At 57.5% G+C, this 14,520-nt stretch carries 10 protein-coding genes; 7 read left to right on the forward strand and 3 right to left on the reverse strand.

The window, feature by feature from the left end:
• Positions 1 to 41 precede the first annotated feature (41 nt).
• A complete protein-coding gene (locus tag UB23_RS28080; protein ID WP_236695891.1) occupies positions 42 to 4,385 on the forward strand; it encodes a DUF3883 domain-containing protein in 4,344 nt (1,447 codons plus the stop codon).
• A 92-nt stretch (positions 4,386 to 4,477) separates the two neighbouring features.
• Positions 4,478 to 4,675: a hypothetical protein gene (locus tag UB23_RS30475; protein ID WP_236695892.1), complete on the forward strand. Its 198-nt coding sequence runs from the start codon at positions 4,478 to 4,480 to the stop codon at positions 4,673 to 4,675.
• 122 nt (positions 4,676 to 4,797) lie between these two features.
• Here UB23_RS30475 and UB23_RS27670 read toward each other — a convergent pair whose 3' ends face one another.
• Positions 4,798 to 5,670, reverse strand: coding sequence for a DNA-binding protein (locus UB23_RS27670; RefSeq protein WP_045062770.1), 873 nt, complete (start codon positions 5,668 to 5,670; stop codon positions 4,798 to 4,800).
• A gap of 69 nt (positions 5,671 to 5,739) precedes the next feature.
• Between UB23_RS27670 and UB23_RS27675 the strand changes: the two genes are divergently transcribed.
• Positions 5,740 to 6,852, forward strand: coding sequence for a site-specific integrase (locus tag UB23_RS27675; RefSeq protein ID WP_045062771.1), 1,113 nt, complete (start codon positions 5,740 to 5,742; stop codon positions 6,850 to 6,852).
• 157 nt (positions 6,853 to 7,009) lie between these two features.
• Here the strand turns inward: UB23_RS27675 and UB23_RS28085 are convergent, their stop codons facing one another.
• Both UB23_RS28085 and UB23_RS27685 read right to left on the reverse strand, forming a co-directional pair.
• Entirely contained in the window at positions 7,010 to 7,975 is a 966-nt protein-coding gene (locus UB23_RS28085; protein ID WP_052673027.1) for a DNA-binding protein, read from the reverse strand.
• 24 nt (positions 7,976 to 7,999) lie between these two features.
• Positions 8,000 to 8,935 (reverse strand): hypothetical protein, encoded by a 936-nt coding sequence (locus UB23_RS27685; RefSeq protein WP_152644332.1) that lies wholly within the window; start codon positions 8,933 to 8,935, stop codon positions 8,000 to 8,002.
• 254 nt (positions 8,936 to 9,189) lie between these two features.
• On the opposite strand from UB23_RS27685, the gene UB23_RS27690 reads away from it, so the two are divergent.
• Genes UB23_RS27690 through UB23_RS27705 form a run of 4 tightly spaced genes read left to right on the forward strand, consistent with a single transcriptional unit; the run spans position 9,190 to position 14,404 of the window.
• Positions 9,190 to 9,858 (forward strand): hypothetical protein, encoded by a 669-nt coding sequence (locus UB23_RS27690; protein WP_045062776.1) that lies wholly within the window; start codon positions 9,190 to 9,192, stop codon positions 9,856 to 9,858.
• On the forward strand, positions 9,848 to 11,725 hold the full coding sequence (locus UB23_RS27695; protein WP_045062779.1) for a DDE-type integrase/transposase/recombinase: 1,878 nt from the start codon (positions 9,848 to 9,850) through the stop codon (positions 11,723 to 11,725). The genes UB23_RS27690 and UB23_RS27695 overlap by 11 nt, the downstream gene beginning before the upstream one ends.
• Before the next feature lie 2 nt (positions 11,726 to 11,727).
• On the forward strand, positions 11,728 to 12,681 hold the full coding sequence (locus tag UB23_RS27700; RefSeq protein WP_045062781.1) for a TniB family NTP-binding protein: 954 nt from the start codon (positions 11,728 to 11,730) through the stop codon (positions 12,679 to 12,681).
• The gene (locus tag UB23_RS27705; RefSeq protein WP_082069264.1) at positions 12,674 to 14,404 is read left to right on the forward strand and encodes a TniQ family protein; all 1,731 of its coding nucleotides are present in this window, start codon (positions 12,674 to 12,676) and stop codon (positions 14,402 to 14,404) included. The genes UB23_RS27700 and UB23_RS27705 overlap by 8 nt, the downstream gene beginning before the upstream one ends.
• Positions 14,405 to 14,520: the final 116 nt, after the last annotated feature.

The following is a 14,520-nucleotide window of genomic DNA, read 5'->3' on the forward strand; positions in this document are numbered from 1 at the left end:
CCTCGGCCTCTCGCACTAGAAAAGCACGTCGTTGCGCGAGTATGGTCCGTGCACTACGCTGCTCTGAAACTCCTAAGATCCTGGTGCGAAGTTTGGACAAGATATTGGCACCTGAGATATCAGAAAATCAGGTAGCAACGACTGACGTCGCAACACCAAGCCAGTCCGCACAGAATCATGGAAAGGCCCGCATCCTGCCCTCTTCGGTAAAAGAACCTGACTATGTGCCACCCGACTTCAGCGGTAGCCGGAGAACCAGGATCGGTTCGAGTTTTATTGAGCAGTTTGTAGCGGGGCACGATGCGAGCGACGTTCTGCGCGAGCTCGTCCAGAACGAATATGATGGCGGCGGTGAGACGCTGACGCTTACATTCGGGAGCCACTCGCTTGAGGTAACGGGCACGGGACGAAACATCGACCGCAACGGATGGGAGCGGCTTTCGGTGATTGTCGGTACCGGCAATGTAATGGGCAGCCGCCAAGCAGAGGTGGTGGCGCCAAAAGAAAACGGCATTGGGTCAAAGAATTTCGGCCTGCGATCCCTCTTTCGCTTCGGTGATGAAATCCACGTACGCTCTGGCGGACAGGTCGCGCTACTCGATCTTCAAACCCAGGAAACGGGACGCGAACGGGACCCGGCTTCTCTGAAGGAAAAAGGGGTTCGCGTCCACGTGCCTTACCGGAGGGAATCGACTGAGAGGCTCGAGGCTTTCACCATCGAGCGCGAGGAGCATGCCATCGAATTGATGGCGGCGGGGATGCCGGACACTCTGGTCAAACTGGCGCACAGCGGTAAAAAGCGCGGCTTGCGTGAGGTCAATGTTCGTTCGATCCGTACAGGCCGGATGCTGCGCTGGATGCAAGACGCGAAGCCAGAACGCTGTCGTGCCACCGGCGTCACTATGGTGGTGCGGACCGGAAGGCTTATCGACGGCGAAGATAAAGGCGTACCGTTTCGAGAGGAAGAATTCTCGCGAACGATTGAGATCCCGTCAGAGTATGCAGGACGACACTTCCCTGCGTATTACAAGCTGCCTGGCGGCAGGCTAAATATAGCGGTCTCTGTACCGATTACGCGCCGGCGGATCAATCTTGGCCAGCATGGTTTCTTCTACTACCCCCTGAAGACTCCGTCTTCACTCACCGGTTGCGCCGTCAGCGTCAGTGCGCCGTTCGAACTCAATACCGATCGCAGTGGGATCAACGACCTCGCCTGGAACGACTGGCTCATCGATCAGGCCGTCGTACTGACGATCGATCTGCTCAAGGCCGATTGGTTCAGCAGGTATGGTGCGGACGCTTTCAAGGCCTTGGTCGGCAACGGCACCGCCAATCCAAATCGTTTTTTCAGCAGAATCGCTGAGCGACTTGCAAAGGATGCATGTTGGCCTACGGCAGAAACGGCCAATACCCACTTCGCATGTGCGAAAGAGATTGTGCTTCCCGTGGAGGCGGAGTATTCCGGATTTCTCAGCGCTGAGTGCTATCTCGATCCGACGCTTGCCGGCGACAAGGCGTTGTGCGATCTAGTCGCGGAATGCGGAGCCAAGCGATTCACAATTTCATCGTTGGTCCGGCTGCGATGCGCTGGCGAGGACGCAAAGGGGCTCGAGACTAACGTTGGCGAGGACGCGAATTATCACTTCAAGAATTATACCGACGCCCTTGCTCGAATAGACTTACAGAAGCGCCAGGCCGCAGCCTTATCAGCCTATCCACGGCGTTTAACTAAGCAAAATAGGGCCGATCTCGGAAATACGCCCTCGACTCTGAGCGCGTCCGGCGAGCTCAGGCCCGCAGCTCAGCTCATGATAGTTAGTGCCGACCTCTGGCTCGACTGCCCAGAGCCCGAGGCCAACAGGCTCCATCCCGAACTCATTCCCCACAAGTCGATTTCAAGTCAATGCCGGACATTCAACGAAGCACAGTGGCTGATCGATGCTGCCAAGCGTTCCGCCACGGCCGCTCCCGATAATCGGGAGCGAGAAACCCTATACAAAAAACTCCTGACTCACGAGAGGCCGATCAGCCGGCCCGCTCTAACCGCGTTGCGTAACAATCCGGTAGTCAAGAACCAGCGTGGCCAATGGGTCGCTCCAACCACGATGGTGCATCTCAAGAAATCCCTCGCCCGCTTGGTTGATCCTGCGATCGACGCCCCGTCTAAAGAGATGCTGAATGCGCCTAGTTTGATTGCGCGTTTGCGGATCCGCGACTCACTGAACGGCTCGGATCTATTGCGCTATGCCCGCGCTTTGGCCGAGCGGCCTGAGATGGTGGAGCGGTTTGAAAAGCTGCTAACTGACAATCTCAAATTGCTGGCCCCCGTGATCGTCGAAGAACTTCGTGCGATCCCGTGCCTTAAAGCGCGGTCGGGCCAGCTTGTCGCACCGGCTACACTACATCTTGACACAACAACCAATCGTTTATGCATCGACGACAATGAACGGATCGTCGGCGGGACCAACGAGCTCCTCTATCGTAAGCTGAAACTCAGAATCGCACCCGACTCTGAAACTCTGCTCAATCTCATCAGGTGGCGGCAAGCAGAAGGTCGCGCGCCTAATCGGCCAGAACTACTTTATCCCGCGCTAGTGGAGGCGATAGTGCGCGAACACCGCGCAAAGTCTGAGATTGCCAAAATGCCGATCTGCTGGGTGCTAGACGGATACTATGCGCCCTCGGAGATCCTTGTCGGAGCTCGGACAGCGGCACCGTTAGCCGAAGCGATTCCGACATACTACGCCTCCGACGCAATCGGCCGCGCTTATCAGGATCTGGGCGCCCCGGTCCAAGCCACCGAAGGTCACTGGGCCCGCTTCTTCCGGCACGTGGGAACCGACTGGGCCAGGCACACGCCGCTCTCCCCTGATCGTCGGCGCACCCTACTTGAAGCCTATAGAGCGCGCAAAGGCTCTGGGCTGCCACAGGGGTTGGAGGATGTCCGCTGCTTAATCGATGATCGAAGGCGGCTCTTCACTCTTCGCGAATTGCGTGTTGGTAAGCTCGTTGAACCGGACTTTCAGGCGCTAGAAGAGGCGCTTCGTGATGCCAACAGCGAGATCGGGGTTATCGAACGGTCGGAACAGTCTCGCGCTTTTTTCGTAAGTTTCGGCATCCGCCCACTGTCTGCGATCGTAGGCGTGAGTGAGACGGTGCTCGCTCCCTTGGGTCGAGCACCTCTCTGGTACAAGCCTAAGCAATGCGAACGGGTCCTCACCATGCTGCGCCGCCCGCTTTTTGCGCGAGCGTTGTATGAGGTCGCCTACCGGAACCGACATGGCCATCCGGGTTTCGATCCTTCGTCGCAGGCAATGATCGAAGCACGTCTTGCCGCCATCCGCGAAATTGCATTCTTCCAGGGCATGGAGCGGCGATACAGTGTGGGTGGCGCAAGCATTCTCGTGCCCGCGCAGGTCGCTGTCAGCGGAGTACGGATCGGATTCGTTCCTCCGAAGACCAAGAATAGCTTCCAGTTGTTGCTCGCCGAAGCACTTGCCGAGATCGCAGGAGCGACCAGTGTGGCGACGATGCGCAGCATCGCCAACGCCTTCCTTCCGCTTGTTCTTTGCGGTACCCATGACGAGCTCACGGATTATCTCGATCGGATGGGCATTCCTCGTGGCCGCCAATGGGCAGCTGACCATGACGACGGCAAAGATCTCGACAGCGATGACGATGACGATGACGAAAGTGAAGAAGACGCTGAGGAACTCGCATTGCGCCAAGTCTTCGACAGTCTCGACACAAGGGGCTCTACGGATGTAGAAGCAGTCGGCCCCATCGATCCGGGGGTGCCGCTCTCAATTAATTCACCGCAGCCCCCTCCAGCCAAACCTCTACCCTTCGAATTGCCAAATCTCGGTGACGTTTCGCTGACTGTCGCATCGAACCAGGGCACTGAAATTGAACCGCGCGGTCCGTCGGGCGGCGGAGGCGGACCTTCAAGTGCCTGGCTTCCACCGACGCCAGCCGAAATTGAACGTGCGAGCCTCTTGGGTCGGCGTGGCGAAGAGCTCGTATATCGTATGGAGCTACAGAAAGTGCGCGATATGGGATATTCCGAGCCCGAGCGTTACGTTATTTGGACATCACGTGACGAACCTGGTGCCGACCACGACATCCGCTCAATCGACGCCCACAAGCGACCGCGTTGGATTGAAGTAAAATCGACGACAGGTGTCGATGGTCGGTTCGACTGGTCGCGTAAGGAGTTCGAAAAGGCTCTACGCGAGCGTGAACGCTACGAATTGTGGCGCGTCTATCGCGTCGCCGATCACGCACCAATCGCAAAGTGCTTCCCCAATCCTGCACGCATGCTTGGTAGGCGCCAGATAACCCTTGAGCTCGGCATGTTGCGCGCCAACATTGAGAAGCTAGATTGAAGCTCTCAAAACGAGCCACGAATAGGTGTTTCGGTAAACATGGGGGGCGGCTGTAATCGGTAGCCGACCTGCCTGGCGCTTTCTAGCGTGTCATGCAGCATCTGTCGACTGGTGGACGGGGATTCTACAACTACACGCAACATGCTCTTGCATACGCCTTTGTATTGGCCATGAACGGCAAGCCCGACACAGCCGAAGAAGAGTTTCAACGCTATTCACAGCGTCTTTCAGAGGCGGCTCGAAAAAAACTCCGCAAGCTATTCATTGATGCAGGCGGTCACCTTGGCTAAGCGAGTACGACTTTTTCAACAGAATCGGCCGATTGCTGCCTGTCGCGAAGATGTTCATTTAGAGGTGGCCCTTGATGGGAGCGCCCGGAAACCTGCATTGACGGTCAGCGCAATCATTTATTTCAAGGGTCACTCTTCGACTCCGTGGGTTTTCGACTCCGCGGCTTACGCTTGGCAACAGGAGCTTGGCGGACCTGCAACAGTTGCTGCTCCAATGTTTCGGCCCGAGCCTGCTGGGCTGCGGCACGTTGCTGGGTTTGGCTAAGCTCGGTTTGGATCGACTCCAGCCGTCGTTGCAATTGCTCGACATGCCGACCGGCCTCTTTGAGCTGAGTCGATACGACCTTGCCCTCCTCGCGCGCGCGGTCGACCTCACGGTGTGCACGATCCTCGACCCCGCGCACGTAGTTCTCCTGAGCAACGCGCTCCTGCTCGGCCTTGAGCCGCAGCGCCCGGAGTTCCTGCTGCAGTGTCTGGTTATGCTGCTGAGCTTCACGACGCTCGTGCAACCAACTTTCACGCTGCAGCTGCAGATCCTCGATCTGCAGCTGGCGCTGGGACAGTAACAATTCCAAGTCGGCCAAGCGCGCCTCGGCGGCCTGGCGCCCAGCAACGGCCTCCGTCGCCTGCTGGCGACACTGCGCCGCGTCCTGGCGCGCCTCATCCTCAATCTCGGCGACCCGGTCACGTTCTGCGATCAGCACCTCGCGCTGGTCCACTAGCGCCTGTTCGGCGACACCTTGCGCCAGGTGAATGGCCTGCTGCCACACCGTGACAAAGGCCTGCGACACCTCGCCCGGCAGTGCAGGCAGACGGGTCTCACCGTTCAGGCGTTCGGCCAGGCGGGCCCACCATTGATCGAGCAGACCGCCGACCCGCGCCGGGCTGCCACGGCCCAGCTCCAGGCGCACGCGCTCCACTGTCGGTCGTTCACCGCGGGCCAGCACTGCATCCGCAGCGACAAACACGTCGTTTTCCGGCACCCCTACCGCCATGCCCCACCTCCAGCTATATTAGGTCTGATAATAGAATGTTATCCGACCTAACAACTTTAGGAATATACGGTGGACGTATCAAATAATACGAATCAACCGATTTCAGCGACGGAAACGCCGCTCGAACCCACGAAACTGGCCCAACACACGCAAGCGGCCGCCGAGGCGTTTATTGCCGCCGGCACGGCCGCCAATACCGTGCGCAGTTACCGCAGCGCCTTGGCCTATTGGGACGTCTGGTTGCACCTGCGTTACGACCGGGCGCTGGGCGATGGTGCTCTCCCCGCGCCGGTCGTCGTGCAATTCATTGTCGATCACTTGGCGCGCCCCACACCTGACGGGACTTGGCACCACCTGCTACCACCGAACATAGACTTGGCCTTGTGCCAGGCCCGGGTCAAAGGCAAGCCCGGGCCTTTGGCCTTCAACACCGTCAGCCATCGCTTGGCCGTCCTGGCCAAATGGCACAAGCTCCAGCACTGGGACAACCCCTGCGCCGCCTCTGCGGTCGTCACCTTGCTCCAAGAAGCCGGCAAAGCCCAGGTTCGCCAGGGCGTCGGCGTCCGCAAGAAAACCGCGATGACCCGCGAGCCTCTGCAGGCGATGCTCGCCACCTGTACCGATGGCCTGCGCGGCGTGCGGGATAAGGCTTTGCTGCTGCTCGCGTGGAGCGGGGGTGGTCGCCGAAGGTCGGAAGTGGTGACCTTAAGAATAGAAGACCTGCGCCGACTGGACGAGGACACCTGGCTGTATACGCTGGGGGCCACGAAAACCGAGACCAGCGGCCAGACCCGCGAAAAGCCGTTGCGCGGTGCCGCGGCGCGTGCCCTCGACGCCTGGCTCGAAGCCGCGCCCTGCCCCAGCGGGCCGATCTTCCGTCGCCTGCGCAAATACGGTCAGGTGACGGAGACCGCCCTGTCAGGCGATGCGGTGGCCCGGATGATCAAGCGCCGGGCGACGCTGGCCGGCTTGACTGGGGACTGGGCGGCGCACAGTTTGCGGTCCGGCTTTGTCACCGAGGCGGGGCGCCAGGGAGTCCCTCTGGGCGAGGTCATGGCCATGACCGAACACCGCAGTGTCGCGACCGTCATGGGCTATTTTCAAGCCGGTTCCCTGTTGTCCAGCCGGGCCACCCGACTGCTGGAGGAGGAAGACACCGATCCATCCGTCGAGCGTGGGTAGTCCGCCAGCGATGGCTGACGAAGCTTGCTGCAGAGGCGGCAGGTGTTTGACCAGCGTCTTCACGCCTAATCAACCGAGCTCGAGCCATCGCTCGGTCACCCTGTGACTCAGCGGGCCCTGCGAACCCGTGCGCCGCGTCACCACCGCGGTGTTGGTGCTACCGCGTTGAACGCCGCAAAGGTGCGTCAACCCCTAACTTTTTCCTCATTTCCAAAAACAGCGGCATAAAGTAAAAAAAGAGATGATCGACCGTACGCTGGTAAACCGTTGCCTGATGCCGAAGCTCGTCAAGTAAATGCTGGTCAACCAGCAACTGCCCGAGGCACCGGTCTCGCTCGGTTTTGCTCAACGCAGAACCTTGCTCTGTGGACTCTGCACTTAACAGGCGACGCAACTCATCGAACCTCGGTTCAAAAATGCATTGCGTCGCTTCCAACAGCGGCATGAAGTCCCGCCACAGGTTACCGCCGGCGCCCTCTGGCGTGAATGCGGCGGCCGAAGGATCTGTGACCAATAAGGGACGACTAAACAGTTCTAGTTTCATCGCGTGTAACTCCACCGCTTGCTCGTGATCATGCCGACGATGCTGCGCCTCGACGGCCTGAGCAAACGCCAATTGCCGCTGCGCCTTGTCCAGATTCCTCTGCGCGCCCCGTGTGGCGCGTTTCGCGTCTTTGGCGGTTTCGCGTGACTGCCGAAGACGTTCGCGCCACTGCTCGTTGCTTCTCAGTAAGCGTTGGCGTTGATCGGCGAGCGCCTGTCGCTCCTGGGTCAAGCGTTGCTCAAGGGCCTGACGCTGCTTGGCGAAGGCTTTCTCCATCACGCAGCGATCTTCCACCCACGCCTGTCGCTGGTGCGCTAAAGCCTGTTCGGCGTCCTGACGTCCTTGTGCAGTCGCTTGCTCCCACAGCAAGCCCAAGGCCTGTGTGAGCGTGGCGGGAAGCGTATCCTGGCGCAGCCGACCGAGCAGTTGCGCCCACCATTGGTCCAGAAGCGCGCCGATCCGTACCGGGTTGCCGCGTCCCAACTGCGCGCGCACGCGCTCGGGGGTGGCATTGCGGCCGCTGGCCAGGATCGCGTCGGCGGCGGCAAAAATGTCTTCATCGCTCACATCATTGGTCATTTCTGCTCCTTTTTGGCAAGACGCTCACGACCCGGCTATGACCCAGGCGTAAGGGACCGTGTTGCCTCGCGTGGGATCGCACCAGCACCAAGTCCCCGGCGGAGCTTCGGCAAAGCTGACACGATTGCGTTGGGCCTGGCGAAACCAAGAACGCGCTTGTGCGACGAGATCACGTCTCGCCAAATCGACAGATGGGAAACCGCTGAGCAACCGCAACAACGTGGCCCGGTTCCACAGCACATGCCAAAACAACAGCCGCTCCTTGAGCCCCCACCCAACAATCCAGCCTCTGGCCTGCAGACGCTGCCGGATGCGTTTCAACCGACCCAGCTGATGTTGGAAGTCTGCGGCTGAGCTCGGCCAGTCTTCGAGTCGGCCCAATTTGCCCAGACGGTTCGCCTGGTCCAGGACTCGGTACAACGCACACGGATCGGTCCGTCCAGGCAAATCCAGGCAAGCGCACAGCAGGTACGAGGTGAACACCTGGCGTAGCCATGACCGCGAGCGGGAGTCAGCACTGCGCTCACTGCCCAGCAGCGCCAGCAGGCCTGCCAGTCGCCGCCAATCCGGCACGCCGCACAGCCGTAGCAGGCGCGCAGTGGAATAGTAGCGAAGCGGGCGTCCGTTGAGGCGGAGTTGCGCGGCCCAACAGCCAGTGTCCTCCAACGGGTGCACCATACGCTGCAACAGCGGCCAGAGCGGATCGTCCAACACCGTTTGTAACATCGGGAAGTCCGCAATTAGTGCCGCGCGCAGCGGGTCTCTTGGCAATCGGCCGGTGAGGTAATCGGGCCATTTGTGATTGAACGTCTCGGGGACCGCACGTCCCCTGCGCCGCGCCCACCACGGGTCACCCCAACGCGAGATGGCCGGCCCCGTGGCGGCACATCCCGCCACTTCGGTCAGCGTTTGACCAAAAAAAATCGCCCGAAGCTGTCCAACAGATTTGTTGTCCGACATCAGATGAGCCCCTCGCCTAGGTGCCATCACCGCCGTTAAATCATGGACCCTACCGACGACTTTTGCTCACGGCTGGCTACCCGCTACCCGAGGCGTGGTCGATGCGAAATCTTTTAGTGAGTCTGAAACAGCTGAATCAGAGCGATTGTTGCGTTTTTTTACATGGTTGGAGTCGGTTAGATTTTTTGGATCAACCGTTAAATAATATGAACACTGCAGGCCCCAAGCTCTTCGGCACCTAAAGGAGGTCGGAAATGTTGGCCAGTATTAACAGCATGCCGTGTGATCCATTACTCGCCTTCCCTTGGCCGAAAGCGGGACATCGCAATTTTTCGACGACCTTTCCGTCACGCAAAAATCGCCGCTCACTGCGTTGTGGGACCCGCTTGCAGGCCGATTACTGTGTGCGCCTGGAGCATGACTCGGACATTGAGCAGTACTGGGCGCTCCCCCATGCGTTCGCTTGGGCAGCAGGCACTAACAAACACCGCTACGCCCCCCATTTCTTGATTGCGCACAAGGATGGCGGTGGTTGCTATTGCGAGGTGCAGGAGAGTTTCGCCAACCTGACACCGCAACGAACTGAAACCCTGATGGCTTTCGACGCTCTGTGTCAGGAGCATGGCTGGCGGTTCCACTGTGTCACGGGGGCCACTGTTCACGGGCCGACGTTTGCTACGATGCAGTCGTTGTATCTGCGTAGCTTGGCTACTACGCCTGACGAGTACCGGAAGTGCCTGCAACTGGTGCAAGAGTTGAGTTGGCCGGCGACCGTGAGGGAGGTGTTGAATAGCATCCCGGCGCCCTCCCTCGCGGCTCTGTGTAGCTGCCTGTTCTTTGGACGCCTTCAAGCCAACCTGAGTCAAGCGCTGAACCTGAACCTGGTCATTCAAGGACCGGATACGGATTCAGATGTTGTCTAAGGAAATAGCCGTCCCACTCGTCGGTGCGCAATACCTTATCGACGACATCGTCTATGAAGTGATCCAACTCGATGACGACTTGGTAACCCTCTCGACCGTCACGCACCTGCGGGTCATACACATCTGCTTTGACTCTTTTATGAGCGACCTCAAGCGGCGCAACATCACCTTGTTCGCCGATCAGCCTGGACATGGCTCCAATGCCATCGCCTTTCTGCATCCCGAGGACCCCAAAGTCATCGAAGCGAAACGCAAAAAGCGCTATATCGTCACAGCATTAAGCGAACAGGGTAACTGCTTACCGGAGCAGGCAACCAAGGACATCATCGCTCGGATAGCGGTTGAAACCGACGACCCCCATCCCCCCGCCTACAAGACGCTGTGCCGTTGGGTCCAGCGTTTTCGAGCGAACGCTAACGACGAATTTTCACTGTACAAACAGCCCAGCACGCTGCCACGCGGACGAAAGCTCTCCGCTGAAGTGCAGGCCAAGCTCGACGCGATCATTGAAGACCAATACATGTCTCGCGCGGAGCGCATCACGGTCCACCGTGTCTTTGAGTTATTGGACGGTTACGTCGAGAACATCAACCGTCAACGCGCCGGAGGCTGCGAACCGTTGCTCTGCGCCCCCTGTCGCTCAACCGTCGTCCGCGCGATCGCTAAACGCGCCGGCTATCGGACTGATTATCGGCATCTCGGCGCAGAAGCCGCTAATAAACGGCATCAGTTCAGCGGTAAGCAAGCGCGGCCCAGCGTGCCGCTGGAGGTGTGCGAGATCGATTCACACCCCTTGGACATTGAAGTCGTTGACCGAAATGGCCGTGTATTGGGCAAGATCGCAAGCCTCACCGTCATCTTTGACCTGTGCTCGGAAATGGTCATCGGTTGGGAATTGTCACTGACGCCGCCGTGCGGCGAGAAAACGCTGAGAGCGATCCGGATGGCAGTGGTGGCCGTCCCGGGCGAGGAGTACCAACGCGGAACTATGGAGGTTCTGGTCAGTGATGGTGGTCCCGAAAACGCCAATAGCCTCTTCTTCACGATCGTTGATCGCCTGGGTATCAAGTGGATATTGCCGCCGCCAAAAAGCCCCAACACTCGCGCGCGCATCGAGCGCTTCTTCCGAACCTTCGAGTTTTGGCTCCATGAGCAGTACGGCACCACCTTCTCCAACCCCGAGGCGTGCGGCGATTATGACTCGACACGCCACGCCTGTTTCACCGTAGAGTCCTTAGCAGATTATTTTCACGAGTGGCTGGAAGACGTTTACCACAACAAAAAGCATGGCACGCTGCACATGCCCCCCCGGGTGGCTTGGGAGCGTGCGATGCAAAATCAACTGCCCCCGCGGAAATTCAAGCCTAAAGCCCTGGAGGCGCTGTTCCGCGGAATCGAATATTCCGCACTCAGCGGCAACCGCGCCCAATTCTTCAAGCTGTCCTGGACCGGAGCCAATCTGGGCAGGATCAAGGCCAAGCTGCGAAAGGGCGAAAAAGCGATCTGCTATTACGACCCGACTGATCTGGGTGTGATCTGGGTCGCGGCACCCATTGCACCGCGCGATAAGGTACCCGCTTGGGGTACCGCAAGAGACTATCAACCAGGCCTGACCCTGTTCGAGCATCAACTGCTACAGAAAGAGATAGCGGCTGACGGTAAACAATTTGATGACCACGAGGCGCATATCGCTTTGGAGCATTTACGCCAACGCATGCAGAAGGATCACGACCAGTTCATCGCGGCTAAATCAAAGCGCGTGCGTAGCCAGAAGGCACCCCCCAACGCGCCTCCACCAAGCGTTGAACTCACCGACTTTGAAGATCCTTGGGATGCCGACGACCCAGAACCCTGGAGGGTAGACTGACCATGACAACAAGTACCGAGCGCCAAGCCCGAGTACTTAAAGCGCTTGCACAGTGTGTTGTGTGGCACCCCGAATTCGCTCGGGCTTACGCACTGGCTCAAAAAAGCATGGGCGCGACCAAGAACCGGCAAGCAGCGACTTCGATAATGCTACTGGGTGATCAAGGGGTCGGCAAATCCACGCTGTGTGAACGGATCGAACAGGAAGTCAGAGTCGCCACCGAACTCGATACTGAACAAAGTCATATCCTGATAATGCCCTGCATACTCATCGAGTTGCCATCGACAGCCACCATCAAAGCCGTGGCTGTAGAGCTACTGCTGAAACTTGGCCTTGAGGATCGTGAGCGGCTAGAGCGCTTCAGTAGCCCCTCCTTGACCGGAATGATCATCCAGCGCTTGATCGTCACCCAGACACAACTGATTATCCTGGACGAGTTTCACCGCCTCCTTGATCAGGGATCAACTGAGACAAAAAAAAGGGTATGCCGGTGGATCAACCATCTCCTTAATCAGACAAAGATCCCTATCTTGCTGGCTGGACTGCCGAAAATTGAAACACTGATAGATACCATCCCTGAACTGAGCGACCGTTACCCTTATCGCAAACGTCTGAGGTATTTCGACTTTGCTGACAAAGCTGCCACGGCCCAATTTCATAGAGTAATTGAAGCGATTGAGCAAAAAGTCATCGAGCCGGCAGATTTCGCTGAACGGGTCAGCCTCACCCAAGAGGCTACATTCAAGGCGATTTGCTTAGCCACTGACGGAAGCTTCCGCCATTTGAATATGCTTTTGAATGACTCCCTGACACTCGCCCTGGCGCGCGTGGACAATACATTCACCCTTGAAGACCTCGCCCGCGCCGCCGACGACCTCCATTTCTGTCGAGCACGCAATCCCTTCCGCATGTCTTCTTCAGAGGTTAGTGCCAAGCTGCTAAAAAAATATGAATAAACTCTGCTATATACCAAAACCCGCCGAATTCGAGAGCCCCAAAAGCTTATTGATGCGTATGGCACACTACAACGGATTTGGTACGGTGAGTAACATGTGCACCTACTTCGCCTCAATACCGCACCACTGGAGCGATTTGCTTGGCCAAAGCTCCCCACTGCTCGACATCGTGGATAAGCAAGCGCCATTACTCGCTGGCGACTTACGTAGAGTCTTTTACTCCATACTACCGCAGCCACGCAGTTTCAAGGTGGACAATATCTATTTACCCCGCGGTGCTTGCGGCAACAGCTTACGCTATTGCCCCCAATGTATTGACGCCGCACGGTCGCCCATCTTTCACGACCTTCCTGATCTCGAAGTGTGCCTGCTGCATGGCATAGTATTGGTCAGCTCCTGCCCACACTGTCACACTAAAGAGTTATGGCACCACGCCCAGTTGGTCAACTGCCGGTGCGGCTTCCAGCGCAGTGCGGCTTGCCGGGTAATCGGTGATTTTATGCCGGCCGTGGCCGATCCGTTTGAGTCTCATCAGGTCGTCGAAGAAATTTCATCCAAGTATGCCCTTTCCAAGCTTTGTGCCAGTCTGTGGGACGCGCGCCGACGGGCTGATAATCACAGCTGCTGCATCCTACCGTTACAAGTCATCGAGCATATTGAGATGACCGTTGCATCACAGGTGGCACGCTATCCGGGATTTATCAGGTCGTTACACATGGCCCCGTGGATAAACTCCGGCACTGCATCGGTCGCCTGGCTTGCCAATCGTGCTCTGCACCGGCTTTACACCGATAATTCATCCTGTCAAATGCATGACTGCTGCCGATTCGCGACGATTAGCCGCCGAAATATGCTGCGCGCGGTGTTTGGTGATGAGCGGGAAGATGTAGAAACCGTCTTAGACTACAATCTTGACCGTTGGATGGAACAGCAATCCCCTGATCATTACAACGCAACCCGACGCTGCCAGATCATCCGTCAAGCTAACGCCGGGTACTGTCCGGCCTATCAACGATCCGCAGAAAATCTGGCTGGCCTTACAAAGGATGAGGTGGCCACACTGCTACAGTGTTCATTATCAACAGTTGATCGATTGCAAAATCAGGGCTGGTTTGTTCGTCCTGTACAAGCAATGCCTATTCGATCATTCCTTCCCGACGTTCTCGATCGGACCGCGACCGAGCAATTCGCGAAGCAATACATTCTGTTAGATGAGCTATGCACTTTACTCGGCTTACCCACCTATTTGGGCGACCACCTTATGAGAACAGCCGGAATACGATTAATAAATCCATTTTTTGAACCAAAATTGTACCATCGAGCCACGGTCTTCGTGATGCTTGGCCATCTTCAACGCCATCATTTAGTCTGCGAAACAGACACCCAGCAATCGACTAATGTAATGGCACCTGCCACCTTTGGAAATATACAATATACATTCATCCTGACTGGAGCACTTCGTAAAACGCAGCCAAACTACACGTCATATCAAATGCAGAACTACGTGCGCCCAATTACAGCGCCATCTGATATCGAGAGGGCTGCCGCGGACTCGCATCTTTTCAACATCAACGAAGTCTTCGAAATTCTGAGAACCCCTCTGACCGACGGGCTCAAAGCGTTACTTAAGGTCGGCATTGATCTCCAAAAGCTGCCTCACGTAAGCTCAAGGTACAGCCTACTGGACATTGAGATTATTCGCGACATCATAGGGAGTACCTGAAAACTCAAACCCGGCGTAAATGCGCGATGAATTCCTACTGACCAGCCACTGCACTTCAATTACTTCTTTTAAAAATCATCTTAACAGACAAGTTAAGAGCTCCATTACGACGGAGC

This window comes from Pseudomonas sp. ES3-33 (assembly GCF_000952175.1).
In the GTDB taxonomy this organism is placed as follows: Bacteria; Pseudomonadota; Gammaproteobacteria; order Pseudomonadales; family Pseudomonadaceae; genus Aquipseudomonas; species Aquipseudomonas gregormendelii.

Excerpts from the sequence above, each read along its gene's own strand:
- UB23_RS28080 (WP_236695891.1), top strand. The coding sequence starts at position 42 with ATGGTCCGTGCACTACGCTGCTCTGAAACTCCTAAGATCCTGGTGCGA.
- UB23_RS30475 (WP_236695892.1), top strand. The coding sequence starts at position 4,478 with ATGCAGCATCTGTCGACTGGTGGACGGGGATTCTACAACTACACGCAA.
- UB23_RS27670 (WP_045062770.1), bottom strand. The coding sequence starts at position 5,670 with ATGGCGGTAGGGGTGCCGGAAAACGACGTGTTTGTCGCTGCGGATGCA.
- UB23_RS28085 (WP_052673027.1), bottom strand. The coding sequence starts at position 7,975 with ATGACCAATGATGTGAGCGATGAAGACATTTTTGCCGCCGCCGACGCG.
- UB23_RS27685 (WP_152644332.1), bottom strand. The coding sequence starts at position 8,935 with ATGTCGGACAACAAATCTGTTGGACAGCTTCGGGCGATTTTTTTTGGT.
- UB23_RS27690 (WP_045062776.1), top strand. The coding sequence starts at position 9,190 with ATGTTGGCCAGTATTAACAGCATGCCGTGTGATCCATTACTCGCCTTC.
- UB23_RS27695 (WP_045062779.1), top strand. The coding sequence starts at position 9,848 with ATGTTGTCTAAGGAAATAGCCGTCCCACTCGTCGGTGCGCAATACCTT.
- UB23_RS27700 (WP_045062781.1), top strand. The coding sequence starts at position 11,728 with ATGACAACAAGTACCGAGCGCCAAGCCCGAGTACTTAAAGCGCTTGCA.
- UB23_RS27705 (WP_082069264.1), top strand. The coding sequence starts at position 12,674 with ATGAATAAACTCTGCTATATACCAAAACCCGCCGAATTCGAGAGCCCC.